This is a genomic window from Streptomyces sp. NPDC107454 (genome assembly GCF_055582885.1).
Genome location: NZ_JBVJPA010000006.1, coordinates 12,695 through 35,232, shown reverse-complemented (window position 1 = coordinate 35,232; position 22,538 = coordinate 12,695). Strand labels below are relative to the sequence as shown.

Genomic DNA, 22,538 nt, shown 5'->3' with positions numbered 1-22,538 from the left:
GCCGCACGGGATGCCGGACGGGATACCGATCGAGGCGCCGGACGAGACGTCGGACACGCCCTCGGACGCGCTCTCCGCGGAGCGCCGCCACCTCGCCGCGGAGAAGAAGAACCAGCGTTACGTCTGGTGGTACCTCGCGTACTTCCTCTTCGGCATCCACATCGTGGCGTTCGTGATGATCTACGCGGTGACACACGCGAAGTAGCCACCCGGGGTCGCTGGTCGTGACGCGTAAGGTCCCTGGTCGTGAACCGACACATACCTTTCGCGCGTCTGCACAACTTCCGCGACCTGGGCGGATACGCGGCCGAGGACGGCCGAACGGTCCGCCGGTCCCGCCTGTACCGCGCGGACTCGCTCGGCAAACTGACCCCCGGGACGGCGGACTGGGATCTCTTCCTCTCCCTCGGCGTCCGCACGGTCGTGGACCTGCGCTACCCCTGGGAGATCGAGTCGAAGGGCCGCGTCCCCGAACACGCCTCCCTCACGTACCACAACCAGAGCATCGAGCACCGCCCGTACGACCAGGCGGCGTTGGGGCCGGAGGTGGCTCCCGGCCCGTACCTGGCAGAGCGCTTCGCGGAGGTCGCCGAGGACGGCACGAAGGAAATCCGCGAGACGCTGCAACTGATCGGGGCAGCGGCCGAATCGGACACCCCCCTGGTCTTCCACTGCGCCTCGGGCAAGGACCGCACGGGCCTGGTGGCAGCGCTGGTCCTGTCCCTCCTGGGCGTCCCCGAGCAGACGATCACCGATGACTTCACCCTCACGGAACGTGCCACGCCCCTCCTGGTGGCGGACTGGCGCGTCAACAACCCCGACCGTGAACTGCTGTGGCCGGCCTACGGCAAGGCCCCCGCCGAGATCATGACGCGGTTCCTGTCGGCGATGAACTCCCGCTACGGCTCGGTCCAGTCGTACGTCACGGAGACCCTGGGCCTGGACACGGCCTTCACCTCGGCCCTCCGCGCGACCCTCCTCGAACCGGCCTCCCCCCTCACCTTCCGCCGCGCGACCGAGACCGACATCCCCACCCTGGTCCGTCTCCGGGACGAAGCGGCCCACTGGCAGAAGCGGACCGCCCCCGGCATCGAGCAATGGACACCGGGCCGGCTGGGCGCGACCCACTTCCGCACCCGCATCCAGGAGGGCGAGGTCTGGCTGGCCCACCTGGGCCCGCAGGTGGTCGGCGCCTGGGAACTCTGGTGGGACGACCCGGCCGCCTGGGGACCGCAGCCCCCCACCGCCGCCTACATCCACCGCCTGATGACCGACCACCGCACCGCCCCACCCGGCACGGGCCGCCGCATGCTGGCAGAAGCCGAGCGTCACATCGCGGCCTCCGGCCGCTCCCTGGCCCGCCTGGACTGCATCTCCACGAACCCCCGCTTGCGCACGTACTACGAGTCCGCGGGCTACACGGTGGCAGGCGAACAGCCCATGAAGGACGGCGGCCTCGGCAGCCGGTACGCGGTGACCCTCCTGGAAAAGCGCCTCCGCTGACTCGCAGGGGTGAACCGCACAGATCACCCACAGCGCGCACTCGAACACGCCTGACAGCGGCCATGAACCAAGCAGAAGCCCCGGACGGACCGACTTGTCCGGGGCCTCCTTTTCCGGCTGCCTCTGCCTCCGCGCGTCAGCCCTTGACGCAGACGACCTGCTTCAGCTTCGCCACGACCTGAACGAGGTCGCTCTGCTGCTCGATGACCTGCTCGATCGGCTTGTACGCGCTCGGGATCTCGTCCACGACGCCGGAGTCCTTGCGACACTCGACGCCCTGCGTCTGCTCCTCCAGGTCCCTCGTCGAGAACCGACGCTTCGCCGCGTTGCGGCTCATGCGCCGGCCCGCGCCATGGGAGGCCGAGTTGAACGCCTTCTCGTTCCCGAGACCCTTCACGATGTACGAGCCTGTCCCCATCGAACCCGGGATGATGCCGAATTCTCCGGCCCGGGCGCTGATGGCCCCCTTGCGCGTGACGAGCAGGTCCATGCCCTCGTAGCGCTCGATGTTGACGTAGTTGTGGTGGCAGCTGACCTCCGGCTCGAAGGTCGGCCTTGCCTTCTTGAACTCCTTGCGGATCACGTCCTTCAGGAGCGCCATCATCAGGGTGCGGTTGTACTTCGCGTACTCCTGCGCCCAGAACAGGTCGTTCCGGTACGCGGCCATCTGCGGGGTGTCCGCCACGAAGACCGCGAGGTCACGGTCGACCAGCCCCTGGTTGTGCGGGAGCTTCTGGGCGACGCCGATGTGGTGCTCGGCCAGTTCCTTGCCGATGTTCCGCGAACCGGAGTGCAGCATCAACCAGACGGAACCGGTCGTATCAGTGCAGACTTCGACAAAATGATTTCCCGATCCGAGCGTCCCCATCTGCTTGGTTGCACGCTCCTGGCGGAATTTGACCGCTTCGGCGACCCCGTCGAACCGCCCCCAGAAGTCGTCCCACCCACTCGTCGCCAGCCCATGGAAGCCGCCCGGCTCGACCGGAGAGTCATGCATCCCCCGTCCCACCGGAATCGCCTCCTCGATCTTCGACCGAAGCCGCGAAAGATCCCCCGGCAGGTCATTGGCCGTGAGCGACGTCCTGACCGCGGACATCCCGCAGCCGATGTCGACCCCCACCGCCGCCGGACACACCGCGTCGCGCATCGCGATGACCGAGCCGACCGTCGCACCCTTGCCGTAGTGGACGTCCGGCATGACGGCGAGCCCCTTGATCCACGGGAGCGTGGCCACGTTCTGGAGCTGGCGCAGGGCCACGTCCTCGACCGACGCCGGGTCCGTCCACATGCGGATGGGCACCTTCGCGCCCGGTATCTCTACGTACGACATAACATCCTCATTCCCCCGGCAAACGACAAAAGTCATGGAACGCAAAACCAGCGCCAAGGTCGACGTATAGGACAACGGACCGGCGTCCACGGCTGTGCGTGCGATACACATTGTCTCCAGGGGCCGCCCCCGTGCGGCAACCCAATAACCACAGGACAGCACCACAGAGCATCCCGGCCACAGGTCCCGGGAGCCGTCGAGAGGAGCCCGACCGTGCAGCGGAAGGCGTACGTTCCCGGCATCGCCGCGCTCCTCGCGGCTCTGCTGGCCGGCTGCACCGGAGGTTCGGCGAGCAACGGCACGGCGGCCGACCCCAAGCCGGGCGACGTCAGCGTGAACACCCCGGCCGCCCAGCCGGGCAAGTACCGCACGCTCCCGGAGGCCTGCGCCGCGGTGAGCCACGGCAGCCTCGACTCCCTGCTGCCCGGTATCGAGCAGATCACCGACCAGGACCAGCGCGACACGGCGTACGAGGGCCAGGCCACCCTCACCTACGACACCGACCGCCGCGTCGGCTGCGGCTGGAAGGTGGAGTCCACGGACGCCACCGACCATCTCAGCGTCGACTTCGAGCGCGTGGTCTCGTACGACAACGCGGTGAGCGACGACTCCCGCGCCCAGGACATCTACGCGACCGAGGAGACCGCGGCGAACCTCCCCGAGGCCTCCGCTTCGGCCACGCCGTCCGACACCGCTTCCGCCACCGCCACCCCCTCGGCGACCTCCTCCACGTCCGCCTCCTCGACCTCCTCCGCCTCCGCCTCGACCTCGGCCGGCCTGAGCGAGACCCCCGCCGACCTCCAGCCCCGCAAGCTCAGCAGTCTGGGCGACGAGGCGTTCCTCAACGACAAACTCAACTCCGGCGCCGCGACGGCTCAGCAGCGCACCGTGACTGTGGTGTTCCGCACGTCCAACGTGATCGTGAGGATCGAGTACGCCGAGCAGCCGACCGCTTCCACGGGCACCCCGGACAGCGAAGAAATGCAGGACAAGGCCCGGAATCTGGCACAGAAGCTGGTCGACCGGTTCAACGGCTAGCGGGTCCGCCGGGGCGCGGGGGCACCCCATGCGAACCCCTCGAACAGGAAACGCATGGCTGCCTCACCGCGTACCGTGGCCCCTCGGACCCGACCGGCCGCACCAGCCACGTGCGGTCGCACCACGAGCGCCACGAGTGAAGGAACCATGCACCGACCAGCACAGCGAGTAGGCCGAGCCCCGCGACTCACCCGCATCCTTGTCAGCGCAGCCGCCGTCCCGGTGGTGCTCGCCGCCGCCGGTTGTTCCTCGGACTCCGGCTCCGGCTCGGGATCGGGTTCGAGCGCCGACAACGCCGCCCAGAAGGGCACGGCCGCGACCTCGTCCGCGTCCCCGAGCACCTCCGCGAACGCCGTCAAGCCGGCCGCGTACGCGACGCTGCCGTCCCCTTGCTCGGTGTTCTCGAAGAAGACGCTGGGCGAACTCGTACCGAAGGGCCTGAAGTCCGCCAAGTCGGGCAAGTCGGACGACGCGAAGGACCGCAGCAGCTGCTCCTGGAACAGCCTCGACAACAAGGGCGTCAAGGGTTCCCAGTTCCGCTGGCTGAACGTCTCCCTGCTGCGTTTCGACTCGGACGCGACCCGTGGTGAGGGCAAGCAGCTCGCGCAGGCCTACTACGACAAGCAGGTCAAGGACGCGCAGACGGTGACCGGCGCGACGGGCGCCCGGTCGGAGCCGGTCTCCGGGATCGGCGACGCGTCGACGGCGGTGCGCTACGGCCTGAAGAAGAAGGAAGGCTCCTTCAAGCAGCAGACGGTCGTGACGCGCGTCGAGAACGTCGTCATCACGCTCGACTACAACGGCGCCGGTCTCGCCGGCGACAAGGCCCCCAGCGCGGACGACCTGACGAAGGCCGCGGAGAAGGCCGCCAAGGAGGCGGTGGCCGCGGTGGCCTCCGCGAACCAGGACGGCAGCCGGGCGACCACCGCCCCGTCACAGTCGGCCTCCCCCTCCAAGTCCGCGAGCCCCTCGAAGTCGGCTTCCCCGTCGGCGTCGGCCAGCTCCAAGCCCTCGGCTTCGGCGTCGGCCACCAAGAAGAACTGACATTCGAGAAGTACTGACATTCAACGGGCGTCGGCGCGCAACTCGACTGCCCAGCAGGGCATTTGACGGAGCCCGGTCACCTCGCGGGCCGGGCTCCTGCCATACCGGCCGCCCGTGCGCCGTACACATGTGCCACCCTGTTGCGCGCAACAACACGCAAGGAGAGGGGAGTACAGGTGGCCGCGCCAATCCAGCTCACACGAATGCACCGGATTCTCATCGGTGTGGTCGTCGCCGGTGCGCTCGTCATCGCGGGTATCGGCTTCGCCGGTTCGTACGCGGCCGTGCGCGAGCTGGCCCTCAAGAAGGGCTTCGGGAACTTCGCGTACGTCTTCCCGATAGGCATCGACGCGGGCATCTGCGTCCTGCTCGCCCTTGACCTCCTGCTGACCTGGATCCGCATCCCCTTCCCGCTGCTGCGCCAGACGGCGTGGCTGCTGACGGTCGCGACGATCGCCTTCAACGGCGCGGCGGCCTGGCCCGACCCGCTGGGCGTCGGCATGCACGCCGTCATCCCGATCCTGTTCGTGGTCTCCGTCGAGGCGGCCCGGCACGCGATCGGCCGGATCGCGGACATCACCGCCGACAAGCACATGGAGGGCGTCCGCCTCACCCGCTGGCTACTCTCTCCGGTCCCGACCTTCCTCCTGTGGCGCCGGATGAAGCTGTGGGAGCTGCGCTCCTACGAGCAGGTCATCAAGCTGGAGCAGGACCGTCTCGTCTACCAGGCCCGCCTGCACTCCCGCTTCGGCCGCGCCTGGCGCCGCAAGGCCCCGGTGGAGTCGCTGATGCCGCTGCGCCTGGCCCGCTACGGCGTGCCGCTCGCCGAGACCGCCCCCTCCGGCCTGGCGGCCGCGGGCATCGAACCCGCGCTGCTGCCCCCCGCACCGCAGCTGGAGGTGGCGCGCGAGCCGGAACCGACGGCACCCGTCGCGCAGAGCAACGCGGCGCCTGTCCGGGAACAGCTTCCCGCCGCCGAGGCGAACGAGCCCCCCGAGCAGCCGGAGGACTACGCCGAGCCGCAGAGCCAGTGGCTTCAGGCGCGGGACCCCCAGTCCATCGCGTACCAGGGCGGCTACGACCCGACGTACGACCCGGATGTCGCGTACCGGCAGTGGTACGAGGAGCAGCAGCAGGCCGAGCAGTTCGAGGAGCAGCAGCGGTTCCGGGTTCGGCAGCAGTTCGAACAGGAGCAGCCGTTCGAGCAGCAGCCGTTCGAGCAGCAGCCGTTCGAGCAGCAGCGGTACGAGGAGCAGCCTGCCCCCGCCCCGGAGCCCTCTCCGGAGGACACCGGTACCTTCCCGATCCCGTCCGGCCCTGGCCGTACCCGTGAGCTGGGCGCGGGCGGCGGCTCGGAGCCGACCGAGGAGGACTACTACCTGGTCTTCAAGAAGTCGATAGACGGCAGCTATCCGACCTCGGGCCAGTTCAGGGGCGACGTGGAAGCGACGTACGGCACCACGCTCCCGCAGCGCGAGGCCGACCGCATGGTCAACCGCTTCACCAACCGCCACACGGCGGAACTCCAGGAAGACCACATCGCGTAGGCACGTCGGCGTGCACAGGAAGGGGGCGCCCGGTGTTCACCGGGCGCCCCCTTCCTCGTACAGCCGAAGGCCCTACGCGCCGAGCAGCTTGCGCACCCGGTCCTGTCCGACCGCGAGCAGCAGCGTGGGCAGGCGCGGACCGGTGTCACGCCCGACCAGCAGGTGGTACAGCAACGCGAAGAACGTGCGCTGGGCGACCTTGATCTCCGGCGGGAGCTCCTTGGCGGTGGCGTCGGCGGGGAAGCCGGCCTGGACCTTGGGGACGCCGTAGACGAGGTGGGTCAGGCCGTCCAGGGACCAGTTCTGCTCCAGTCCGTCGAGGAGCAGCCGCAGCGACTCGCGGCCCTGGTCGTCGAGCGACTTGAGCAGTTCGACGTCGGGCTCGTCACGCACGACGGTGCGCTCCTCGGCCGGCACCTGGGTGTTGATCCAGGTCTCGGCCTTGTCGAGCCGGGGCCGGACCTCGTCCAGGGAGGCGAGCGGGTTCTCGGGGTCGAGCTCGCTCAGGATCCGCAGGGTCTGGTCCTCGGCGCCGGCGGTGATGTCGGCGACGGAGGCGAGGGTGCGGTACGGCATCGGACGGGGGGTCCTGGGCAGCTCTCCGGCAGCGGTGCCGACCGCGCGTGCGTACGCGGCGGCGTCGGCCGGGAGGACCGAGCCGTCGGCGACCTTGCCCGCGAGCTTGTCCCACTCGTCGTAGAGCCGCTGGATCTCCTGGTCGAAGGCGATCTTGAACGACTGGTTGGGGCGGCGGCGGGCGTACAGCCAGCGCAGCAGCTGCGGTTCCATGATCTGGAGCGCGTCGGCCGGGGTGGGCACCCCGCCCTTGCTGCTGGACATCTTGGCCATGCCCGAGATGCCGACGAACGCGTACATGGGCCCGATCGGCTGCTTGCCGCCGAAGATGCCCACGATCTGGCCGCCCACCTGGAAGGAGGACCCCGGTGAGGAGTGGTCGACCCCGCTCGGCTCGAAGATGACGCCCTCGTAGGCCCAGCGCATGGGCCAGTCGACCTTCCAGACCAGCTTGCCGCGGTTGAACTCGTTCAGCCGGACGGTCTCGGAGAAGCCGCAGGCGGAGCAGGTGTAGGCCAGTTCGGTGGTCTCGTCGTCGTACGAGGTGACGGTGGTGAGGTCCTTCTCGCACCGGCCGCAGTAGGGCTTGTACGGGTAGTACCCGGCGGCCGAGCTGCCGTCGTCCTCGGCGGCGGCGCCGGAGCCTTCGGCGGCTTCGAGCTCGGCCTCGTCGACCGGCTTCTGGCCCTGCTGCTTCTTCGCGGGGCCCTTCTTGGTCCGGTACTGGTCGAGGATCGCGTCGATGTCGCCGCGGTGCTTCATCGCGAACAGCACCTGGTCGCGGTAGACACCGGAGGTGTACTGCTCGGTCTGGCTGATCCCGTCGTACTCGACGCCGAGCTCGGCCAGCGCCTCGACCATGACGGCCTTGAAGTGCTCGGCCCAGTTCGGGTGCTCCGAGCCCTTGGGGGCGGGGACGGAGGTCAGGGGCTTGCCGATGTGCTCGGCCCAGGACTCGTCGATGCCGGGGATGCCGACGGGAACCTTGCGGTAGCGGTCGTAGTCGTCCCAGGAGAGCAGGTGGCGCACGGTGTGCCCGCGGCGGCGGATCTCGTCGGCGACCAGGTGCGGGGTCATGACCTCGCGGAGGTTGCCGAGGTGGATCGGGCCCGAGGGGGAGAGGCCGGACGCGACGACCACAGGTTTGCCCGGGGCCCGACGCTCCGATTCCTCGATGACCTCATCCGCGAAACGGGAGACCCAGTCGGTGGTCTCGGTGCTCTGAGCCACGATCGGCACGTCCTTCTTTCTCATACGCCAGTACGGCTGACGCCACCATTCTCCCAGCTCGGGCGTGAACCGCGAAAACGGCTTTTCACCGCATGGGATACTGGCTTTCCTGTACTCAGAAACTCCCGGAACCCGAGCAGAACGGCAGCCACTCCATGGCCTCGGTCACGTCCCTCACCGCCTCCGTCCACCAGCGCCTCGCGGACGCCCTCTCGGCAGCCCTGCCGGAGGCCGGTTCCGCGGACCCGCTGCTGCGACGAAGCGACCGGGCCGACTTCCAGGCCAACGGGATCCTGGCCCTCGCGAAGAAGGCGAAGGCGAACCCGAGAGAGTTGGCGACACAGGTCGTGGCGCGGGTCGAGTCGGGTGACGTGATCAAGGACATCGAGGTCTCCGGGCCCGGCTTCCTGAACATCACGATCACCGACAAGGCCATCACCGAGAACCTGGCCGCGCGGTACGAGGACGGCGAGCGCCTCGGTGTGCCGGCGGCCGAGAACCCGGGCACCACGGTCATCGACTACGCGCAGCCGAACGTGGCGAAGGAGATGCACGTCGGTCACCTGCGTTCGGCGGTCATCGGCGACGCGGTGGTCCAGATCCTGGAGTTCACCGGCGAGAGCGTGGTCCGGCGCCATCACATCGGCGACTGGGGCACCCAGTTCGGCATGCTCATCCAGTACCTGATCGAGCACCCGCACGAGCTGGATCACAAGGGTGCGGCGGAGGTCTCCGGCGAGGAGGCCATGTCGAACCTGAACCGGCTCTACAAGGCGGCGCGGACACTCTTCGACTCCGACGAGGAGTTCAAGACGCGGGCGCGGCGCCGGGTGGTCGACCTCCAGGCGGGCGAGCCCGAGACCCTCGCCATGTGGCAGAAGTTCGTGGACGAGTCGAAGATCTACTTCTACTCGGTCTTCGACAAGCTGGACATGGAGATCCGGGACCCGGACGTGGTCGGCGAGTCGGGCTACAACGACATGCTGGACGAGACCTGCCGCCTCTTGGAGGAGTCGGGCGTGGCGGTCCGGTCCGACGGCGCGCTGTGTGTGTTCTTCGACGATGTGAAGGGCCCGGACGGCAACCCGGTCCCGCTGATCGTGAAGAAGTCGGACGGCGGCTACGGCTACGCGGCGACCGACCTCTCGGCGATCAGGGACCGTGTCTTCAACCTCAAGGCGAACACCCTCGTCTACGTGGTCGACGCCCGTCAGTCCCTGCACTTCAAGATGGTCTTCGAGACCGCGCGCAGGGCGGGCTGGCTGGGCGAGGACGTGCAGGCACAGCAGCTGGCCTTCGGCACGGTGCTGGGCAAGGACGGCAAGCCGTTCAAGACGCGTGAGGGCGAGACGGTCCGGCTGGTGGATCTCCTGGACGAGGCGATCGAGCGGGCCACCGCCGTCGTGCGGGAGAAGGCCGAGAAGGTGGGCCTGAGCGAGCAGGAGATCGAGGAGAACGGCCGGTACGTCGGTATCGGCGCCGTGAAGTACGCGGATCTCTCCACCTCCGCCGTCCGGGACTACAAGTTCGACCTGGACCAGATGGTCTCGCTGAACGGCGACACGTCCGTGTACCTCCAGTACGCGTACGCCCGTATCCGGTCGATCTTCGGCAAGGCGGGCGACCGTACGCCGCTGGCCCACCCGGAGCTCGAACTGGCTCCGGCGGAGCGGGCGTTGGGACTGCACCTGGACCGGTTCGGGGAGACGCTGGACGAGGCCGCCGGCGAGTACGCCCCGCACAAGCTGGCGGCGTACCTGTACCAGCTGGCGTCGCTCTACACGACGTTCTACGACCAGTGCCCGGTCATCAAGCCGGCTCCCGCACAGGAGGTCGCGGAGAACCGCCTCTTCCTGTGCGACCTCACCGCCCGCACGCTCCACCAGGGCATGGCCCTGCTGGGCATCAGGACGCCCGAGCGTCTCTGATCTCCCGCAGGGCGCCGGGCCCGGCATGTCCGACCCCGTAGTACCTGATCCCGTAGTACCTGATCCCGTAGGCCGCTGACGCGCCTGCGGGATCAGGCGTTTCCGCACCCGGACGCGCGTACGCACGATCACCCGAGCGGGTAGGCCTGCCCACCCGGAACTGTTACTCACTTTCGGGTGACAACGGAGGTCGCGGACGGGTGGCGCGACATGGCGAAGAAGTGGCGCAGGCCAGTACTGATGCGGCCACACCCCCCGAAGAGGCGTCAACCCGACACACCTTCACAAAACGTGCACACTACAGGCGACTATCACGACAATGTCGTTGATCAGCAACGCCCTCCGATTCCGGGACGTAGCGGAGCACTTCAGTCGGCAAGCTATGCGGTGTCCGGCCAGCAGGCCGGGTGCACGAACAGCGGGCCGACGGCACGATCCTGTCGCCATGGCCCGCCAGTACCCCAAGGGGGCACCCATGACCGCTTCGCAGACCTTCACGGCCCGTCGCCTGGCCGCCGCCGCTCTGTCCGCCGCCGCGCTGGTGGGGGCAGCCGCCCTGCCGGCAGCGGCCGACGGAGCCGCGCCGCGCGGTTCGCAGGTGGAGATCAGCAAGGTCCAGTACGACGCCCCGGGACACGGCTCCAGGAACAACCGCTCGCTGAACGAGGAGTGGGTGCAGATCACCAACAGCGGGCGCGAGGGCGTGAACCTGGACAACTGGACGCTGTCCAACCGTCAGGGCCGCGTCTACACGTTCCACCACCTGCGCCTGAACGGACACTCCAGCGTCCGCGTCCACACCGGCGTCGGCCGTGACACCTACCGCGACGTCTACCAGGACCGCCGCAACTTCGTCTGGGACGACCGCAAGGACACCGCCACGCTCCGCAACGACCACCGTCGCCTGGTCGACACCATCTCCTGGGACGCCAGGCACCACGGCGACGACGGTCGCCGCAACGGTGACGGTCGTGGCCACGGCGACGACGGTCGCCGCAACGGTGACGGTCGCGGCCACGGCGACGACGGTCGTGGCCACGACGGTCGCGGTCCCGGCCACGGCCACCGCTGACCCCTGGCGGGTCGGGACCGGCGTACGGACTGCGCCTTCCTCGACCCGCGCCTGACCCTCTTCGCGCGGCGTGCCACGAACCACCTGTGGCACGCCGCGCACGTGTGTCCCGGCCGTCCAGGACCTCGTGGACGGGCCCCGGGTCGCGTTGTCAGTGGCGGGCCCTAAAGTCACCGGCATGGCGACACTTCCGAACCCGCTGCCCTCGCTGGCGGCAGATCCGAGCGGGCGCGCGCTCGGCCTCGAACTCCCGCCCGGGAAACTGATCGACGCGACGAACGAGGGCCCCTGGCACGAGCCGCTCCTGTGGCACGCCGAGGCACCGGCCGCTCCCGGAGACTGGGCCACGCTGGGCTCCGCCCCGCGCACGGCCGGCCTGCTCCCCCTCCTCATAGACGTCGGCGGCAGCCAGGGCGGCCCGGAGGAATGGGAGTTGATGCCCCAGGAGACGTCGTATCCGGGGGATCACGACGCCGACGAGGTACTGGCGGGGTACTGGGAGGAGTACGCGGCGGACGAGCTCGAAGCCGACGCGGACCACCCCGGCATGGAAGTGGTCACCGAACTCTTCGGTGAGGCGAAGGAGTTCGCCGAGACGATCGCGCCGCACGGCGTGCAGTGGCCCGGCCTGGCACCGGCCACCGCGCCCGAGGCGGACGCGGACGACCGGGCCACCGAGGTCGCCGACTCCCTCGCGGCCGGCGGCTCCTGGCTGAAGGAGCCGCGCCTCGCCCTGGTCCCGGCGCGCCGCAGCGCGGACATCCCGGCGGCGATCGGCTGGTCCGGTCCGGTGAACTACGAGGGCGACGTGGCCCGCCTGTGCGCGGTCCTGCGCTCCTGGGAGGACCGCTTCGGCATACGGGTCGTGGCCCTCACCTTCGACCAGTTGGTCCTGTCGGTGGCGGCTCCGCCCACGACGGCGGCCGAGGCCGAGGCGGTGGCCGCCGAGCACTTCGCCTTCTGCCCGGACAACATCACGCAGGGCGAGAGCGAGACGCTGCGCACGTACGCGGCGGACGAGGTGCTCGGCAGGCGGGTGTGGTCCTTCTGGTGGGACTGACCGGTCCCTCGTCCACCGAAGCGTGGAAGGACGGCCGGTCATTCGGGGGCGCGGCGAACCGCGCCCCCACCCCCACCCGCCCGCGGGCGGCGAACGCACCAGGAGTCAGGGCTTGATGCCCGTCACCGCGTACACGTTGATGTCCGCGTCCGTCACGTCATTGATGTCGCGATAGCGGACCTTCTCGATCTCGTCGAGGGTGGCGAGGTACGCGGGATCCGCCTTCTCGGGCAGCGGAGCCGCACCGTCGGGCCGCCAGCGGTGCACGGGCACGACACCCGGCTCCTCCACCTCGAGCCCGTTCTCCGTGAAGAACCGCTCCACCTCTGCCCTGGAGCGCAGCACGAACGTGAACCCCCGCTCGGTGAACGTCCGCTGAACCGCCCGGATATTCTCCGCGTTGAGATCCTCGGTGAGGTGGCTGAGCACGAGCCGGCTGCCCGAAGGCAACGCCTCCACCAGCTCACGCACGATCGGATAGGCCGCCTCGTCCTCGATGAAGTGCAGGATCGCCACCAGTACGAGCGCGATCGGCTGCTCGAAGTCGAGGGTCTTCGCGGCCGCTTCGAGTATCCGCGCGGGCTCCTCGAGGTCCGCGTCGATGTAGTCCGTCTGCCCCTCGGGCCCGCTGGTGAGCAAGGCACGCGCGTGAGCGAGCACAACGGGGTCGTTGTCGACGTACACGACCCGCGACTCCGGAGTGATCCGCTGCGCGATCTGGTGGACGTTCTCCTGCGTCGGCAACCCGGTACCGATGTCCAGGAACTGGCGGACACCCGCTTCCTCGGTCAGCGTGGTGACCGCCCTGCGCAGGAAGTCCCGGTTGTGCCGTACATCGAGGTACCCGCGCGGATTGGCCGCGATCGCCGCGGCGGCCGCGGACCGGTCGACCGGGTAGTTGTCCTTGCCCCCGAGGAACACGTCGTAGACGCGCGCCGGGTGCGCCTTGGTGGTGTCGATCCTCCTTCTCAGCTCGGCGGGGTCCTGGCTGAGAGCATCACCGGGCATAAAGCCTCTCCCTGGAGAGTCGCGTCATTCAACGGGCAACAACGTAACTCCTAGGGGGACTTGATAGTGCCCGTCTCCTGGCTAACCTGTCGCGGCTGTCCCCCACTCGCTGCCGCCCAGCGGATAGTCGTACGCGGGCCGCCCCACATTCCCGCTCGTCCGGAACGGCTTCCCGTTGTCGTCGATACGCACCGTGCCGCTGCGCGCTCCACTGGACCAGTCGAGCTCCAGGTACCAGCTCACGTCGTGCGCCCGCGCGTCCGCGAAGACGTAGAAGACCTCGGGATCGGACTCGCTGACCTTGTAGGGGAAGTCCCGCTGCCCGGCCTTGGGGGTGGTCACGGGCCGCCCCGCGTCGAGATCCACGGCGAAGGACTTCGTCTCCACGCCGCCGCCGCAGCCGACGCCCATCGCGTAGTCGTTCCAGGCGAGCGGCGCGTTCTTCCCCACCACTCGCACGTGCAGCCCGTCCAGGACCACGGTGGCCTTCCCGGTCCCCTGCACGGTCAGCGCGAGCATCTGCTCCTGACCGGCGACCCCGCCGAGCGCCGTGACCCACCCGCGCGCGTCCGACTCGTTCGGCGGCGGGGGCACCTGCTCGGCCTTCCGGTTCACCAGGTAGTGCTGGCTGCACGGGTCGTCCCACTTGTACGGGTTGGCGGCCACGAGGGGCGCGGTGGCGCCGTCGGCGACATCCTGGCCCGCACTGCCACCCGAAGGCGCCGTCGAGACGGGCGTCTTGGGCTCAGCGACGTGCGAGGCGGAGACGGAGGCGCTGACCGAGGCGGACGGCTTGCGGTGCTTGCCGTCGGCCGACGCCGTCCCCCGCGGACCGGACGACGCGGCGGCCCCCAGGACCTCCCGCCCCCCGCTCCCGTCACTCCTGCCGTTCGGCACGAACCGCACCGCGAGCGCGGCGGACGCGAGCACCGCGACGACGGCGACCGAGGCGAGGAGGACCGTACGCCGTCGCCGCCCCCCGCTCGAAGCCTCACCCGAGGGCCCGCCGACACCCTCTGAAGCCACACCCGGCTCCCCCGAGGAGCCGTCCGCCCCCACCGGCGTCACGACCGCCGCACCCGTCACGGACTCCATGTCCGCCACAGGCACGACATCCGTCACGGAGTCCACAGACGCCACATCCGTCACGGACTCCACATCCGTCACGGGCGCCGCGGGCGCCCCCTTCTGCCCCCGCAGTACATCCGCCCGCACCCACCGCCGGTGCAGTTCCACCAGTTCCTCGGGAGTCGCCCCGCACACACGCGCGAGCCGCTCCACAGGTGCGTAGTCCGTCGGTACGGCGTCCCCGTTGACGTACCGATGCAGCGTGGACGTACTCACATGCAGCCGCTTCGCGAGCACTCCATAACTGAGTCCGGACCGCTCCTTCAGCTCCCGCAGCAGCCCCGCGAACTCGTCCCCGTCCACCGTTCCTCCATCCCCCGCGTCCCGGTCCGCGTTCCAGGGGGCCGGTATTCCCCCTGGTCAGACCCCCTACGAACGTTCCGGCGTCCCGTATCCCCCGGCAACCGTGGCGCCCGGGACGGATCAACCGACAAGCTGTGGTCATCCAAGCACGCCGCTCCCCTCGACCGGTCGAGCGGCTACCGACCAGCCACACCCCAGGGGGATCACCCATGTCCGCACGCACCGCCCGCACCCGCCTCCTCGCCGCCACGACGGTCGCGCTCGCCGCGCTCGCCCTCACGGCGTGCGACAACGGAAAGGGCGTACGTGACGAGGGTCCGTCCGCCGCGTCCAACTCGTCGTCTTCGTCGTCTTCGTCGTCCTCCTCGTCCTCCTCGTCGCAGCCGACCGGGTCCACGGCCGGCGGCGGTACGAAGGCGAAGCCGGCGGGTGAGACCGGGGGCTCGACGGCCCAGAGCACCGCCACTCCGGGCACCAACACGACGGGCACCAGCGGCGGCTCCGGCTCCGCGGGCAAGAACGGCGGAGGCACCACGACCACGCGGAACCCGGCCTGCAACGGCGCCAACACCAGGACCACCGCGACCGAGGTCTCCCGCCCCCTCAACCACATGCTCCTCAGCGTCACCAACACCGGCGCGAAGAACTGCGATCTGACCGGCTACCCGATCGCCCGCTTCGGCGAGGCCCAGTCGGTCCCGCCGGTCGCCGAGTCGACCCACCCCCAGGCGGTCGTCACACTGGCCCCGGGCGAGTCCGGCTACGCGGGCGTCCTGCTCTCGGCCGCAGACGGCAGTGGCGGCAACGGCTACACGGCCAAGACCCTCGTCGTCGGCTTCGCCAAGGGCCGCAGCGCGACCCCGGCGCTCCCGGCGAAGGGCGTGTACGTGGACGCCAAGCTCACGGTGACGTACTGGCAGCAGAGCCTGGACGACGCGCTGGCCTACTGAGCCTGCCGGAGCATCCGCGCGGCCTCGGTGGCCCAGTAGGTGAGGATGTTCTGGGCGCCGGCCCGCTTGATGCCGGTCAGCGTCTCCAGGATCGCCCTGTCGCGGTCGATCCAGCCCTTCTCGGCCGCCGCCTCGATCATCGAGTACTCACCGGAGATCTGGTAGGCGGCCACGGGGACGTCGACGGAGTCCGCGACCCGGGCCAGGATGTCCAGATACGGTCCCGCCGGCTTCACCATCACCATGTCGGCCCCCTCCTCCAGATCGAGGGCCAACTCCCGCAGGGACTCCCGCGCATTGGCGGGGTCCTGCTGGTACGTCTTGCGGTCGCCCTTCAGCGAGGAGGCCACGGCCTCCCGGAAGGGCCCGTAGAAGGCGGAGGCGTACTTCGCGGTGTAGGCGAGGATGGCGACGTCCTCGCGCCCGATCTGGTCCAGGGCGTCCCGGACGACCCCGATCTGACCGTCCATCATCCCGCTGGGCCCCACCACGTGGGCCCCGGCGTCGGCCTGGACCTGGGCCATCTCGGCGTACCGCTCCAGGGTCGCGTCGTTGTCGACACGGCCTTCCGCGTCGAGCACTCCGCAGTGCCCGTGATCGGTGGTCTCGTCGAGACACAGATCGGACATGACGATCAGTTCGTCGCCGACCTCGGCGCGCACGTCACGGAGGGCGACCTGCAAAATCCCGTCCGGGTCGGTCCCGGGGGTTCCGACGGCGTCCTTCTTCGCGTCCTCCGGCACGCCGAAGAGCATGATCCCGGAGACCCCGGCCTGCACGGCTTCCAGCGCGGCCTTCTTCAGGCTGTCGCGCGTGTGCTGCACGACGCCGGGCATCGTCGCGATGGGAACCGGCTCGCTCACACCTTCCCGTACGAACGCGGGGAGGATGAAGTCGGCGGGGTGCAGCCGGGTCTCGGCGACCATGCGCCGCATGACCGGCGTCGTACGCAGCCGCCGCGGCCGCGTACCGGGGAAGGATCCGTACTTCGTCATGCCCTCTACGCTACGCCCGCCCCATGACCCCCCTTGCCGACACCGTGCCGGTACCCGGTTCGCACCCCGGACGAGCTGGAGGCTTTCAGGGGCGCGGGGAACTGCGCGACCAGCCCCCACCCACCCGCAGCCGAAAAAACGGGGGTATGAGGGGCGAAGCCCCCATACCCCCTACGCACGCCTACGTCGTACGACGCCTCCGCGCCCCCGGCCTCCGCTCGCTCGGCCGAGTGACCGGATCCCCCGCCTCCGCGGCGGCAGCCCGCCGCCGGAGACCGAAGTCCGCCAACGCCTCGGCCAGCTTGTGCACGGACGGCTCCGGAGCCATGACATCGACCCGCAGCCCGTGCTCCTCCGCCGTCTTGGCGGTGGCCGGACCGATACAGGCGATCACCGTCACGTTGTGCGGCTTGCCCGCGATGCCCACGAGATTGCGGACGGTCGAGGACGACGTGAAGAGCACGGCGTCGAAACCGCCTCCCTTGATCGCCTCCCGTGTGTCCGCCGGCGGCGGCGAGGCCCGTACGGTCCGGTAGGCCGTGACGTCGTCGACCTCCCAGCCCAGGTCGATGAGCCCCGCGACCAGCGTCTCGGTGGCGATGTCGGCCCGCGGCAGGAACACCCGGTCGATCGGGTCGAACACCGGGTCGTACGGCGGCCAGTCCTCCAGAAGACCCGCGGCCGACTGCTCACCGCTCGGCACCAGATCCGGCTTCACGCCGAAGGCGACCAGTGCCTTCGTCGTCTGCTCGCCCACCGCCGCGACCTTGATCCCGGCGAAGGCCCGCGCGTCGAGCCCGTACTCCTCGAACTTCTCCCGCACGGCCTTGACCGCGTTCACGGAGGTGAAGGCGATCCACTCGTAGCGGCCCGTCACCAGGCCCTTGACCGCGCGCTCCATCTGCTGCGGCGTCCGCGGCGGCTCGACGGCGATCGTCGGCACCTCGTGCGGCACGGCTCCGTAGGACCGCAGTTGGTCGGAGAGCGAGGCCGCCTGCTCCTTCGTCCGCGGGACGAGCACCTTCCAGCCGAACAGCGGCTTGGACTCGAACCACGAGAGCTGCTCACGCTGAGCCGCGGCGGAACGCTCACCGACCACGGCTATCACCGGGCGCCCACCGTCCGGGGACGGCAGCACCTTCGCCTGCTTCAGGGTCTGGGCGATCGTCCCGAGCGTGGCCGACCAGGTCCGCTGACGCGTCGTCGTACCGGCGATCGTCACCGTCATCGGCGTGTCCGGCTTGCGACCCGCCGCGACCAGCTCGCCCGCGGCGGCGGCCACGGAGTCCAGCGTCGACGACACGACGACCGTCCCGTCCGACGCCCCGACCTCGGCCCAGCACCGGTCGGAGGCCGTACGCCCGTCGACGAACCGCACGTCGGCGCCCTGCGCGTCGCGCAGCGGCACACCGGCGTACGCGGGCACGCCCACGGCCGCGGCGACACCCGGCACGACCTCGAACGGCACGCCCGCGGCGGCGCAGGCCAGCATCTCCTCAGCGGCGTACGTGTCGAGCCCGGGGTCACCGGACACCGCACGCACGACCCGCTTGCCGCCCCGCGCGGCCTCCATGACAAGATTGGCAGCGTCCCTCAACGCGGGGTCACCAGCGGTCGTTGACACGGCGTCAACAACCGCTAGTTGAGGCGTGCCTGTGCCCGGATACGTACTGGAAGACGTGCCCAAAGGCGTCCCCCCGTCCGTATTCGTACTCAGTACGGCGACGCCTTGTCTGGCGTGGACGCGGACCATGTCGAGTACCTCGTACTCGGCGACGAGAACATCCGCGTTCGCCAGCGCCTCGACGGCGCGCAGTGTCAGTAGTCCCGGATCTCCGGGTCCGGCACCGAGGAAGGTGACGTGCCCGTGTTCGGGACCGGCGGGAAGGTTGGTGGGGCTCAATGTGCTCGCTCCCCCATCAGACCGGCCGCGCCCTTGGCAAGCATCTCGGCGGCGAGTTCACGGCCGAGCGCCATTGCTTGGTCATGTGTCTCGGGCACGGGACCGGTGGTGGACAGCTGCACCAGCGTCGTGCCGTCGGTCGTGCCGACGACGCCGCGCAGGCGCATCTCCTTGACAATCTGCCCGTCGGCCATGGGGGTCCCCCCTGCTCGAGCGAAGTCGAGAGCTTGGGGGAGGTCGGCGAGAGCACCCACGGGTGCGCTGCAGCCGGCCTCCAGGGCGGCGAGCAGGGACCGCTCGGCGGTCACGGCGGCCCGGGTGAACGGGTCGTCGAGTTCGCCGAGCGCGGCGACGAGATCCGCGTTGTCCGCGGCACATTCGATCGCCAGTGCCCCCTGGCCGGGGGCGGGCAAAACGGTGTCGACGGACAGGAAGTCCGTCACGTCCTCGATCCGCCCGAGGCGGCCCAGGCCGGCTGCGGCGAGCACGACGGCGTCGAGCTCCCCGCTGCGTACGTATCCGATCCGCGTGTCGACGTTCCCACGGATCGGGACCGTCTCGATCGTCATCCCGTGGTTACGGGCGTACGCGTTCAGCTGGGCCATCCGGCGCGGCGAACCGGTGCCGACGCGCGCGCCGTCCGGAAGCTCCTCGAAGCGCAGCCCGTCGCGGGCGACGAGCACGTCGCGCGGGTCCTCGCGCAGCGGCACGGCGGCCAGCGCGAGCTCGTCGGGCTGCCCGGTCGGCAGGTCCTTCAGGGAGTGCACGGCGAAGTCGATCTCGCCGAGCAGCAGCGCCTCGCGCAGCGCGGTGACGAAGACGCCCGTGCCGCCGATCTGGGCGAGGTGCTCACGGGAGGTGTCGCCGTACGTCGTGATCTCCACGAGCTCGACGGGCCTGCCGGTCACCTGGCTCACGGCCTGCGCGACCAGCCCGGACTGGGCCATGGCGAGCTTGCTGCGCCTGGTTCCCAGCCTCAGTGCCGCCTTCTCATCTGGTCGCCCTTGGGGCGCTCCAGCCTGTCCCTGCGGCGCACGTGGCTCACGTGGCTCACTCATGCTCGCCCTCGGTTCTTGGCGTTCTCGTTGTTGTTCTCGGCCCGCGAGACGGAGGCGACCGTCTCGGGGTCCAGGTCGAACAGGGTTCGCAGCGCGTCCGCGTACCCGGCGCCACCGGGTTCGGCGGCGAGTTGCTTGACCCGTACGGTCGGCGCGTGCAGCAGCTTGTCGACGACACGCCGCACGGTCTGCGTGATCTCGCCCCGCTCCTTGTCGTCGAGGTCCGGCAGCCGCCCGTCGAGCCGCGCGATCTCACTCGCGACGAGGTCGGCGGCCATGGTGCGCAGCGCCACGACGGTGGGGGTGATGTGGGCGGCCCGCTGGGCGGCGCTGAAGGCGGCCACCTCGTCGGAAACGATCCTCCGCACCTGGTCCACGTCCGCCGCCATCGGGGCGTCCGCGGACGCCTCGGCCAGCGACTCGATGTCGACGAGCCGCACGCCGAGCAGCCGGTGCACGGCCGCGTCGATGTCACGGGGCATGGCGAGGTCCAGCAGCGCGAGCACGGGCGCGGGCCGGGGGGCCTCGGCGACCGGCTCGGGCCTGCGGCGCTCGGGCACCCGGCCGACGGTGGCGACGGCCAGGGCGAGCGCGGCGATGGCTTCGGCGTCGGCCTCTGGGTCGAGTACGGCCGTCCCGCGCGGGGCACGGGCCGCGACATCGCCCTTGTCCACCCAGGCCGCGTGCTGCTCCAGCTCGGCGGCGGCCATTCCGGCGACGGCGGCCTCGCCGAGCACGGAGAAGCCGGCCGTGCCCTGCACGGCGGACAGGTCGAGCGGACAGTCGTCGTCGCTGCCGACGCTGGTGGCAGCGAGCTGCGCCGGGTCGCCCACGACCGCGGACGACGCCGTGCGAGCGGAGCCGGCACCGCGCACGGCGGGCGTCACCGCCGGCCCGGCCGCGGCCACGGACTCTCCCGTACGTCCCTCCACGGCCGCCACGACCGACTCGGCCGTCAGGACGAGCCCGGTGGCGCCGGTGCAGGAGATGGCGATGTCGGCACGTGTCAGCTCGACCGGCACCGCATCCATCGGTACCGCGCGGGCCAGCACGTCCGTGTCGCCGCCCTCGTTCTCGTTGAGGATCTGGGCGAGCCGCTCCGCGCGGTCCGGGGTGCGGTTGGCGATGACGATCTCGGAGACTCCGGCGCGCGCGAGTGTCGCCGCGGCCAGCGAGGACATCGAGCCCGCGCCGATGACGAGGGCCTTCTTGCCCTTGGCCCAGGCGTCGACGGCGGCGCCGGCCGACAGCTGCTGGAGGCCGAAGGTGACGAGGGACTGCCCGGCGCGGTCGATGCCGGTCTCGGAGTGCGCGCGCTTGCCGACCCGCAGCGACTGCTGGAACAGGTCGTTCAGCAGCCGGCCCGCGGAGTGCAGCTCCTGCGCGGTGGCGAGCGCGTCCTTGATCTGGCCGAGGATCTGGCCCTCGCCCACGACCATCGAGTCGAGCCCGCAGGCCACCGAGAAGAGGTGGTGGACGGCCCGGTCCTCGTAGTGCACGTAGAGGTGGGGGGTGAGCTCGTCGAGGCCGACCCCGCTGTGCTGGGCGAGCAGCGTGGACAGCTCGGCGACGCCCGCGTGGAACTTGTCCACGTCGGCGTACAGCTCGATGCGGTTGCAGGTGGCGAGCAGTGTGGCCTCGGCGGCCGGTTCGGCGGCGACCGTGTCCTGCAGCAGCTTGATCTGGGCGTCCGTGTTCAGCGTGGCCCGCTCCAGGACGCTGACCGGGGCGCTGCGGTGGCTCAGCCCGACGACGAGGAGACTCATGCCGGCATCACGGCGGGGACGTCCCCGTCAGGACCTTTGCCGTTGTCCTCCTGGGCGGCCTGGGCCACGGCGGCGGCACCGGCCTGGGCCTCGGCCTCCTCGCCGGCCTTGCGCTGCTCGTGGAAGGCGAGGATCTGCAGCTCGATGGAGAGGTCGACCTTGCGCACGTCGACGCCGTCCGGGACGGACAGGACGGTCGGCGCGAAGTTGAGGATGGAGGTGACTCCGGCGGCGACCAGGCGGTCGCAGACCTGCTGGGCCACGCCCGGAGGGGTGGTGATGACGCCGATGGAGACGCCGTTCTCGTCGATGATCTTCTCGAGGCCGTCGCTGTGCTGCACGGCGATCCCGGCGACCTGCTTTCCGGCCATCTCCGGATCGGCGTCGATCAGCGCGGCGACCCGGAAACCACGGGAGGCGAACCCGCCGTAGTTGGCCAGCGCGGCGCCGAGGTTACCGATACCGACGATCACTACCGGCCAGTCCTGGGTCAGGCCCAGCTCACGGGAGATCTGGTACACGAGATACTCGACGTCGTACCCCACACCACGCGTCCCGTAGGAACCGAGGTAGGAGAAGTCCTTGCGCAGCTTCGCGGAGTTGACCCCCGCCGCGGCCGCGAGCTCCTCGGAGGAGACCGTGGGTACCGAGCGCTCCGACAGTGCGGTGAGGGCTCGGAGGTACAGCGGAAGCCGGGCGACGGTGGCCTCGGGAATCCCTCGGCTGCGGGTCGCCGGTCGGTGAGTTCGGCCAGTTGCCACGGTGCTCCTGCGGGTAGCGCGGGGCTGCAGGCGGTCACACGTACCTAGACCGCCCCGTCGAATGCAGGCTATGTCTTTGTGAACGCGTGCACAAAGATGGTGTCCGATTTGCCCGGGCAACGTGACGGGGGTCACGCACTCCCGGCGCACCGGTATGGAACCGGCGCGCGCACCACTTCGTTCCGCTCCTGAAGGGGGCAAAGCCGCACACTCTCCTCAACGAATCCCGCCCCCGAGACCAATCGCCGTCGATCCTAGGCGACTTTCCGGACCCGTTGGACTCACCGGTCAGGGCGGGGTCCGGACCCGATCACGGCACAATCCGGACGGAACACCAC

The 22,538-nt window shown here is 70.1% G+C and carries 18 protein-coding genes; 9 read left to right on the top strand and 9 right to left on the bottom strand.

Features of this window, described 5'->3' with window-relative positions; all coding sequences use genetic code 11:
- Positions 1-10 precede the first annotated feature (10 nt).
- Together ACZ69M_RS15770 and ACZ69M_RS15765 are read left to right on the top strand one after the other, a co-directional pair.
- On the top strand, positions 11-205 hold the full coding sequence (locus ACZ69M_RS15770; protein ID WP_470050231.1) for a hypothetical protein: 195 nt from the start codon (positions 11-13) through the stop codon (positions 203-205).
- A gap of 41 nt (positions 206-246) precedes the next feature.
- Positions 247-1,503, top strand: coding sequence for a GNAT family N-acetyltransferase (locus ACZ69M_RS15765; protein ID WP_470050229.1), 1,257 nt, complete (start codon positions 247-249; stop codon positions 1,501-1,503).
- Positions 1,504-1,639: 136 nt separating this feature from the next.
- Here the strand turns inward: ACZ69M_RS15765 and ACZ69M_RS15760 are convergent, their stop codons facing one another.
- Entirely contained in the window at positions 1,640-2,833 is a 1,194-nt protein-coding gene (locus ACZ69M_RS15760; RefSeq protein ID WP_470050228.1) for an RtcB family protein, read from the bottom strand.
- 213 nt (positions 2,834-3,046) lie between these two features.
- Here ACZ69M_RS15760 and ACZ69M_RS15755 point away from each other — a divergent pair, with 213 nt between their 5' ends.
- The 3 genes from ACZ69M_RS15755 (at position 3,047) to ACZ69M_RS15745 (ending at position 6,462) form a co-directional block, all read left to right on the top strand.
- A complete protein-coding gene (locus ACZ69M_RS15755) occupies positions 3,047-3,871 on the top strand; it encodes a DUF3558 domain-containing protein (RefSeq protein WP_470050226.1) in 825 nt (274 codons plus the stop codon).
- Between the two features lie 147 nt (positions 3,872-4,018).
- Positions 4,019-4,915 (top strand): DUF3558 family protein, encoded by an 897-nt coding sequence (locus ACZ69M_RS15750; RefSeq protein WP_470050224.1) that lies wholly within the window; start codon positions 4,019-4,021, stop codon positions 4,913-4,915.
- A 203-nt stretch (positions 4,916-5,118) separates the two neighbouring features.
- Positions 5,119-6,462: a DUF2637 domain-containing protein gene (locus tag ACZ69M_RS15745; protein WP_470050939.1), complete on the top strand. Its 1,344-nt coding sequence runs from the start codon at positions 5,119-5,121 to the stop codon at positions 6,460-6,462.
- 72 nt (positions 6,463-6,534) lie between these two features.
- Here ACZ69M_RS15745 and lysS read toward each other — a convergent pair whose 3' ends face one another.
- Positions 6,535-8,277 carry a lysine--tRNA ligase gene (lysS, locus tag ACZ69M_RS15740; protein ID WP_470050222.1) on the bottom strand — a complete coding sequence of 581 codons (1,743 nt, stop codon included), beginning with the start codon at positions 8,275-8,277 and terminating at the stop codon, positions 6,535-6,537.
- Between the two features lie 146 nt (positions 8,278-8,423).
- Between lysS and argS the strand changes: the two genes are divergently transcribed.
- The 3 genes from argS (at position 8,424) to ACZ69M_RS15725 (ending at position 12,328) form a co-directional block, all read left to right on the top strand.
- Positions 8,424-10,196: an arginine--tRNA ligase gene (gene argS / locus ACZ69M_RS15735; protein ID WP_470050937.1), complete on the top strand. Its 1,773-nt coding sequence runs from the start codon at positions 8,424-8,426 to the stop codon at positions 10,194-10,196.
- Between the two features lie 475 nt (positions 10,197-10,671).
- Positions 10,672-11,268, top strand: a complete 597-nt coding sequence (locus tag ACZ69M_RS15730; RefSeq protein ID WP_470050221.1) for a lamin tail domain-containing protein — start codon at positions 10,672-10,674, stop codon at positions 11,266-11,268.
- A 178-nt stretch (positions 11,269-11,446) separates the two neighbouring features.
- Positions 11,447-12,328, top strand: coding sequence for a DUF4253 domain-containing protein (locus ACZ69M_RS15725; RefSeq protein ID WP_470050219.1), 882 nt, complete (start codon positions 11,447-11,449; stop codon positions 12,326-12,328).
- A 105-nt stretch (positions 12,329-12,433) separates the two neighbouring features.
- Here ACZ69M_RS15725 and ACZ69M_RS15720 read toward each other — a convergent pair whose 3' ends face one another.
- Positions 12,434-13,336 carry an SAM-dependent methyltransferase gene (locus ACZ69M_RS15720; RefSeq protein ID WP_470050217.1) on the bottom strand — a complete coding sequence of 301 codons (903 nt, stop codon included), beginning with the start codon at positions 13,334-13,336 and terminating at the stop codon, positions 12,434-12,436.
- A gap of 81 nt (positions 13,337-13,417) precedes the next feature.
- Positions 13,418-14,767: a helix-turn-helix domain-containing protein gene (locus ACZ69M_RS15715; RefSeq protein WP_470050216.1), complete on the bottom strand. Its 1,350-nt coding sequence runs from the start codon at positions 14,765-14,767 to the stop codon at positions 13,418-13,420.
- Between the two features lie 209 nt (positions 14,768-14,976).
- Between ACZ69M_RS15715 and ACZ69M_RS15710 the strand changes: the two genes are divergently transcribed.
- Entirely contained in the window at positions 14,977-15,717 is a 741-nt protein-coding gene (locus ACZ69M_RS15710; RefSeq protein WP_470050214.1) for a DUF4232 domain-containing protein, read from the top strand.
- Here ACZ69M_RS15710 and hemB read toward each other — a convergent pair.
- The 5 genes from hemB to ACZ69M_RS15685 form a co-directional block, all read right to left on the bottom strand.
- Entirely contained in the window at positions 15,711-16,712 is a 1,002-nt protein-coding gene (hemB, locus tag ACZ69M_RS15705) for a porphobilinogen synthase (protein WP_470050212.1), read from the bottom strand. The two genes, ACZ69M_RS15710 and hemB, sit on opposite strands and share 7 nt — an antisense overlap.
- 181 nt (positions 16,713-16,893) lie before the next feature.
- Positions 16,894-18,615, bottom strand: coding sequence for a bifunctional uroporphyrinogen-III C-methyltransferase/uroporphyrinogen-III synthase (locus ACZ69M_RS15700; RefSeq protein ID WP_470050210.1), 1,722 nt, complete (start codon positions 18,613-18,615; stop codon positions 16,894-16,896).
- Positions 18,612-19,673, bottom strand: coding sequence for a hydroxymethylbilane synthase (hemC, locus tag ACZ69M_RS15695; RefSeq protein WP_261692021.1), 1,062 nt, complete (start codon positions 19,671-19,673; stop codon positions 18,612-18,614). The genes ACZ69M_RS15700 and hemC overlap by 4 nt, the downstream gene beginning before the upstream one ends.
- Positions 19,670-21,439 carry a glutamyl-tRNA reductase gene (locus tag ACZ69M_RS15690; protein WP_470050207.1) on the bottom strand — a complete coding sequence of 590 codons (1,770 nt, stop codon included), beginning with the start codon at positions 21,437-21,439 and terminating at the stop codon, positions 19,670-19,672. The genes hemC and ACZ69M_RS15690 overlap by 4 nt, the downstream gene beginning before the upstream one ends.
- Positions 21,436-22,200: a redox-sensing transcriptional repressor Rex gene (locus ACZ69M_RS15685; RefSeq protein WP_054228018.1), complete on the bottom strand. Its 765-nt coding sequence runs from the start codon at positions 22,198-22,200 to the stop codon at positions 21,436-21,438. Before ACZ69M_RS15685 ends, ACZ69M_RS15690 begins: the two co-directional genes overlap by 4 nt.
- Between the last annotated feature and the right edge of the window lie 338 nt (positions 22,201-22,538).

Excerpts from the sequence above, each read along its gene's own strand:
- ACZ69M_RS15770 (WP_470050231.1), top strand. The coding sequence starts at position 11 with ATGCCGGACGGGATACCGATCGAGGCGCCGGACGAGACGTCGGACACG.
- ACZ69M_RS15760 (WP_470050228.1), bottom strand. The coding sequence starts at position 2,833 with ATGTCGTACGTAGAGATACCGGGCGCGAAGGTGCCCATCCGCATGTGG.
- ACZ69M_RS15750 (WP_470050224.1), top strand. The coding sequence starts at position 4,019 with ATGCACCGACCAGCACAGCGAGTAGGCCGAGCCCCGCGACTCACCCGC.
- ACZ69M_RS15745 (WP_470050939.1), top strand. The coding sequence starts at position 5,119 with ATGCACCGGATTCTCATCGGTGTGGTCGTCGCCGGTGCGCTCGTCATC.
- argS (WP_470050937.1), top strand. The coding sequence starts at position 8,424 with ATGGCCTCGGTCACGTCCCTCACCGCCTCCGTCCACCAGCGCCTCGCG.
- ACZ69M_RS15730 (WP_470050221.1), top strand. The coding sequence starts at position 10,672 with ATGACCGCTTCGCAGACCTTCACGGCCCGTCGCCTGGCCGCCGCCGCT.
- ACZ69M_RS15725 (WP_470050219.1), top strand. The coding sequence starts at position 11,447 with ATGGCGACACTTCCGAACCCGCTGCCCTCGCTGGCGGCAGATCCGAGC.
- ACZ69M_RS15720 (WP_470050217.1), bottom strand. The coding sequence starts at position 13,336 with ATGCCCGGTGATGCTCTCAGCCAGGACCCCGCCGAGCTGAGAAGGAGG.
- ACZ69M_RS15710 (WP_470050214.1), top strand. The coding sequence starts at position 14,977 with ATGTCCGCACGCACCGCCCGCACCCGCCTCCTCGCCGCCACGACGGTC.
- hemB (WP_470050212.1), bottom strand. The coding sequence starts at position 16,712 with ATGACGAAGTACGGATCCTTCCCCGGTACGCGGCCGCGGCGGCTGCGT.
- hemC (WP_261692021.1), bottom strand. The coding sequence starts at position 19,673 with ATGAGTGAGCCACGTGAGCCACGTGCGCCGCAGGGACAGGCTGGAGCG.
- ACZ69M_RS15690 (WP_470050207.1), bottom strand. The coding sequence starts at position 21,439 with ATGAGTCTCCTCGTCGTCGGGCTGAGCCACCGCAGCGCCCCGGTCAGC.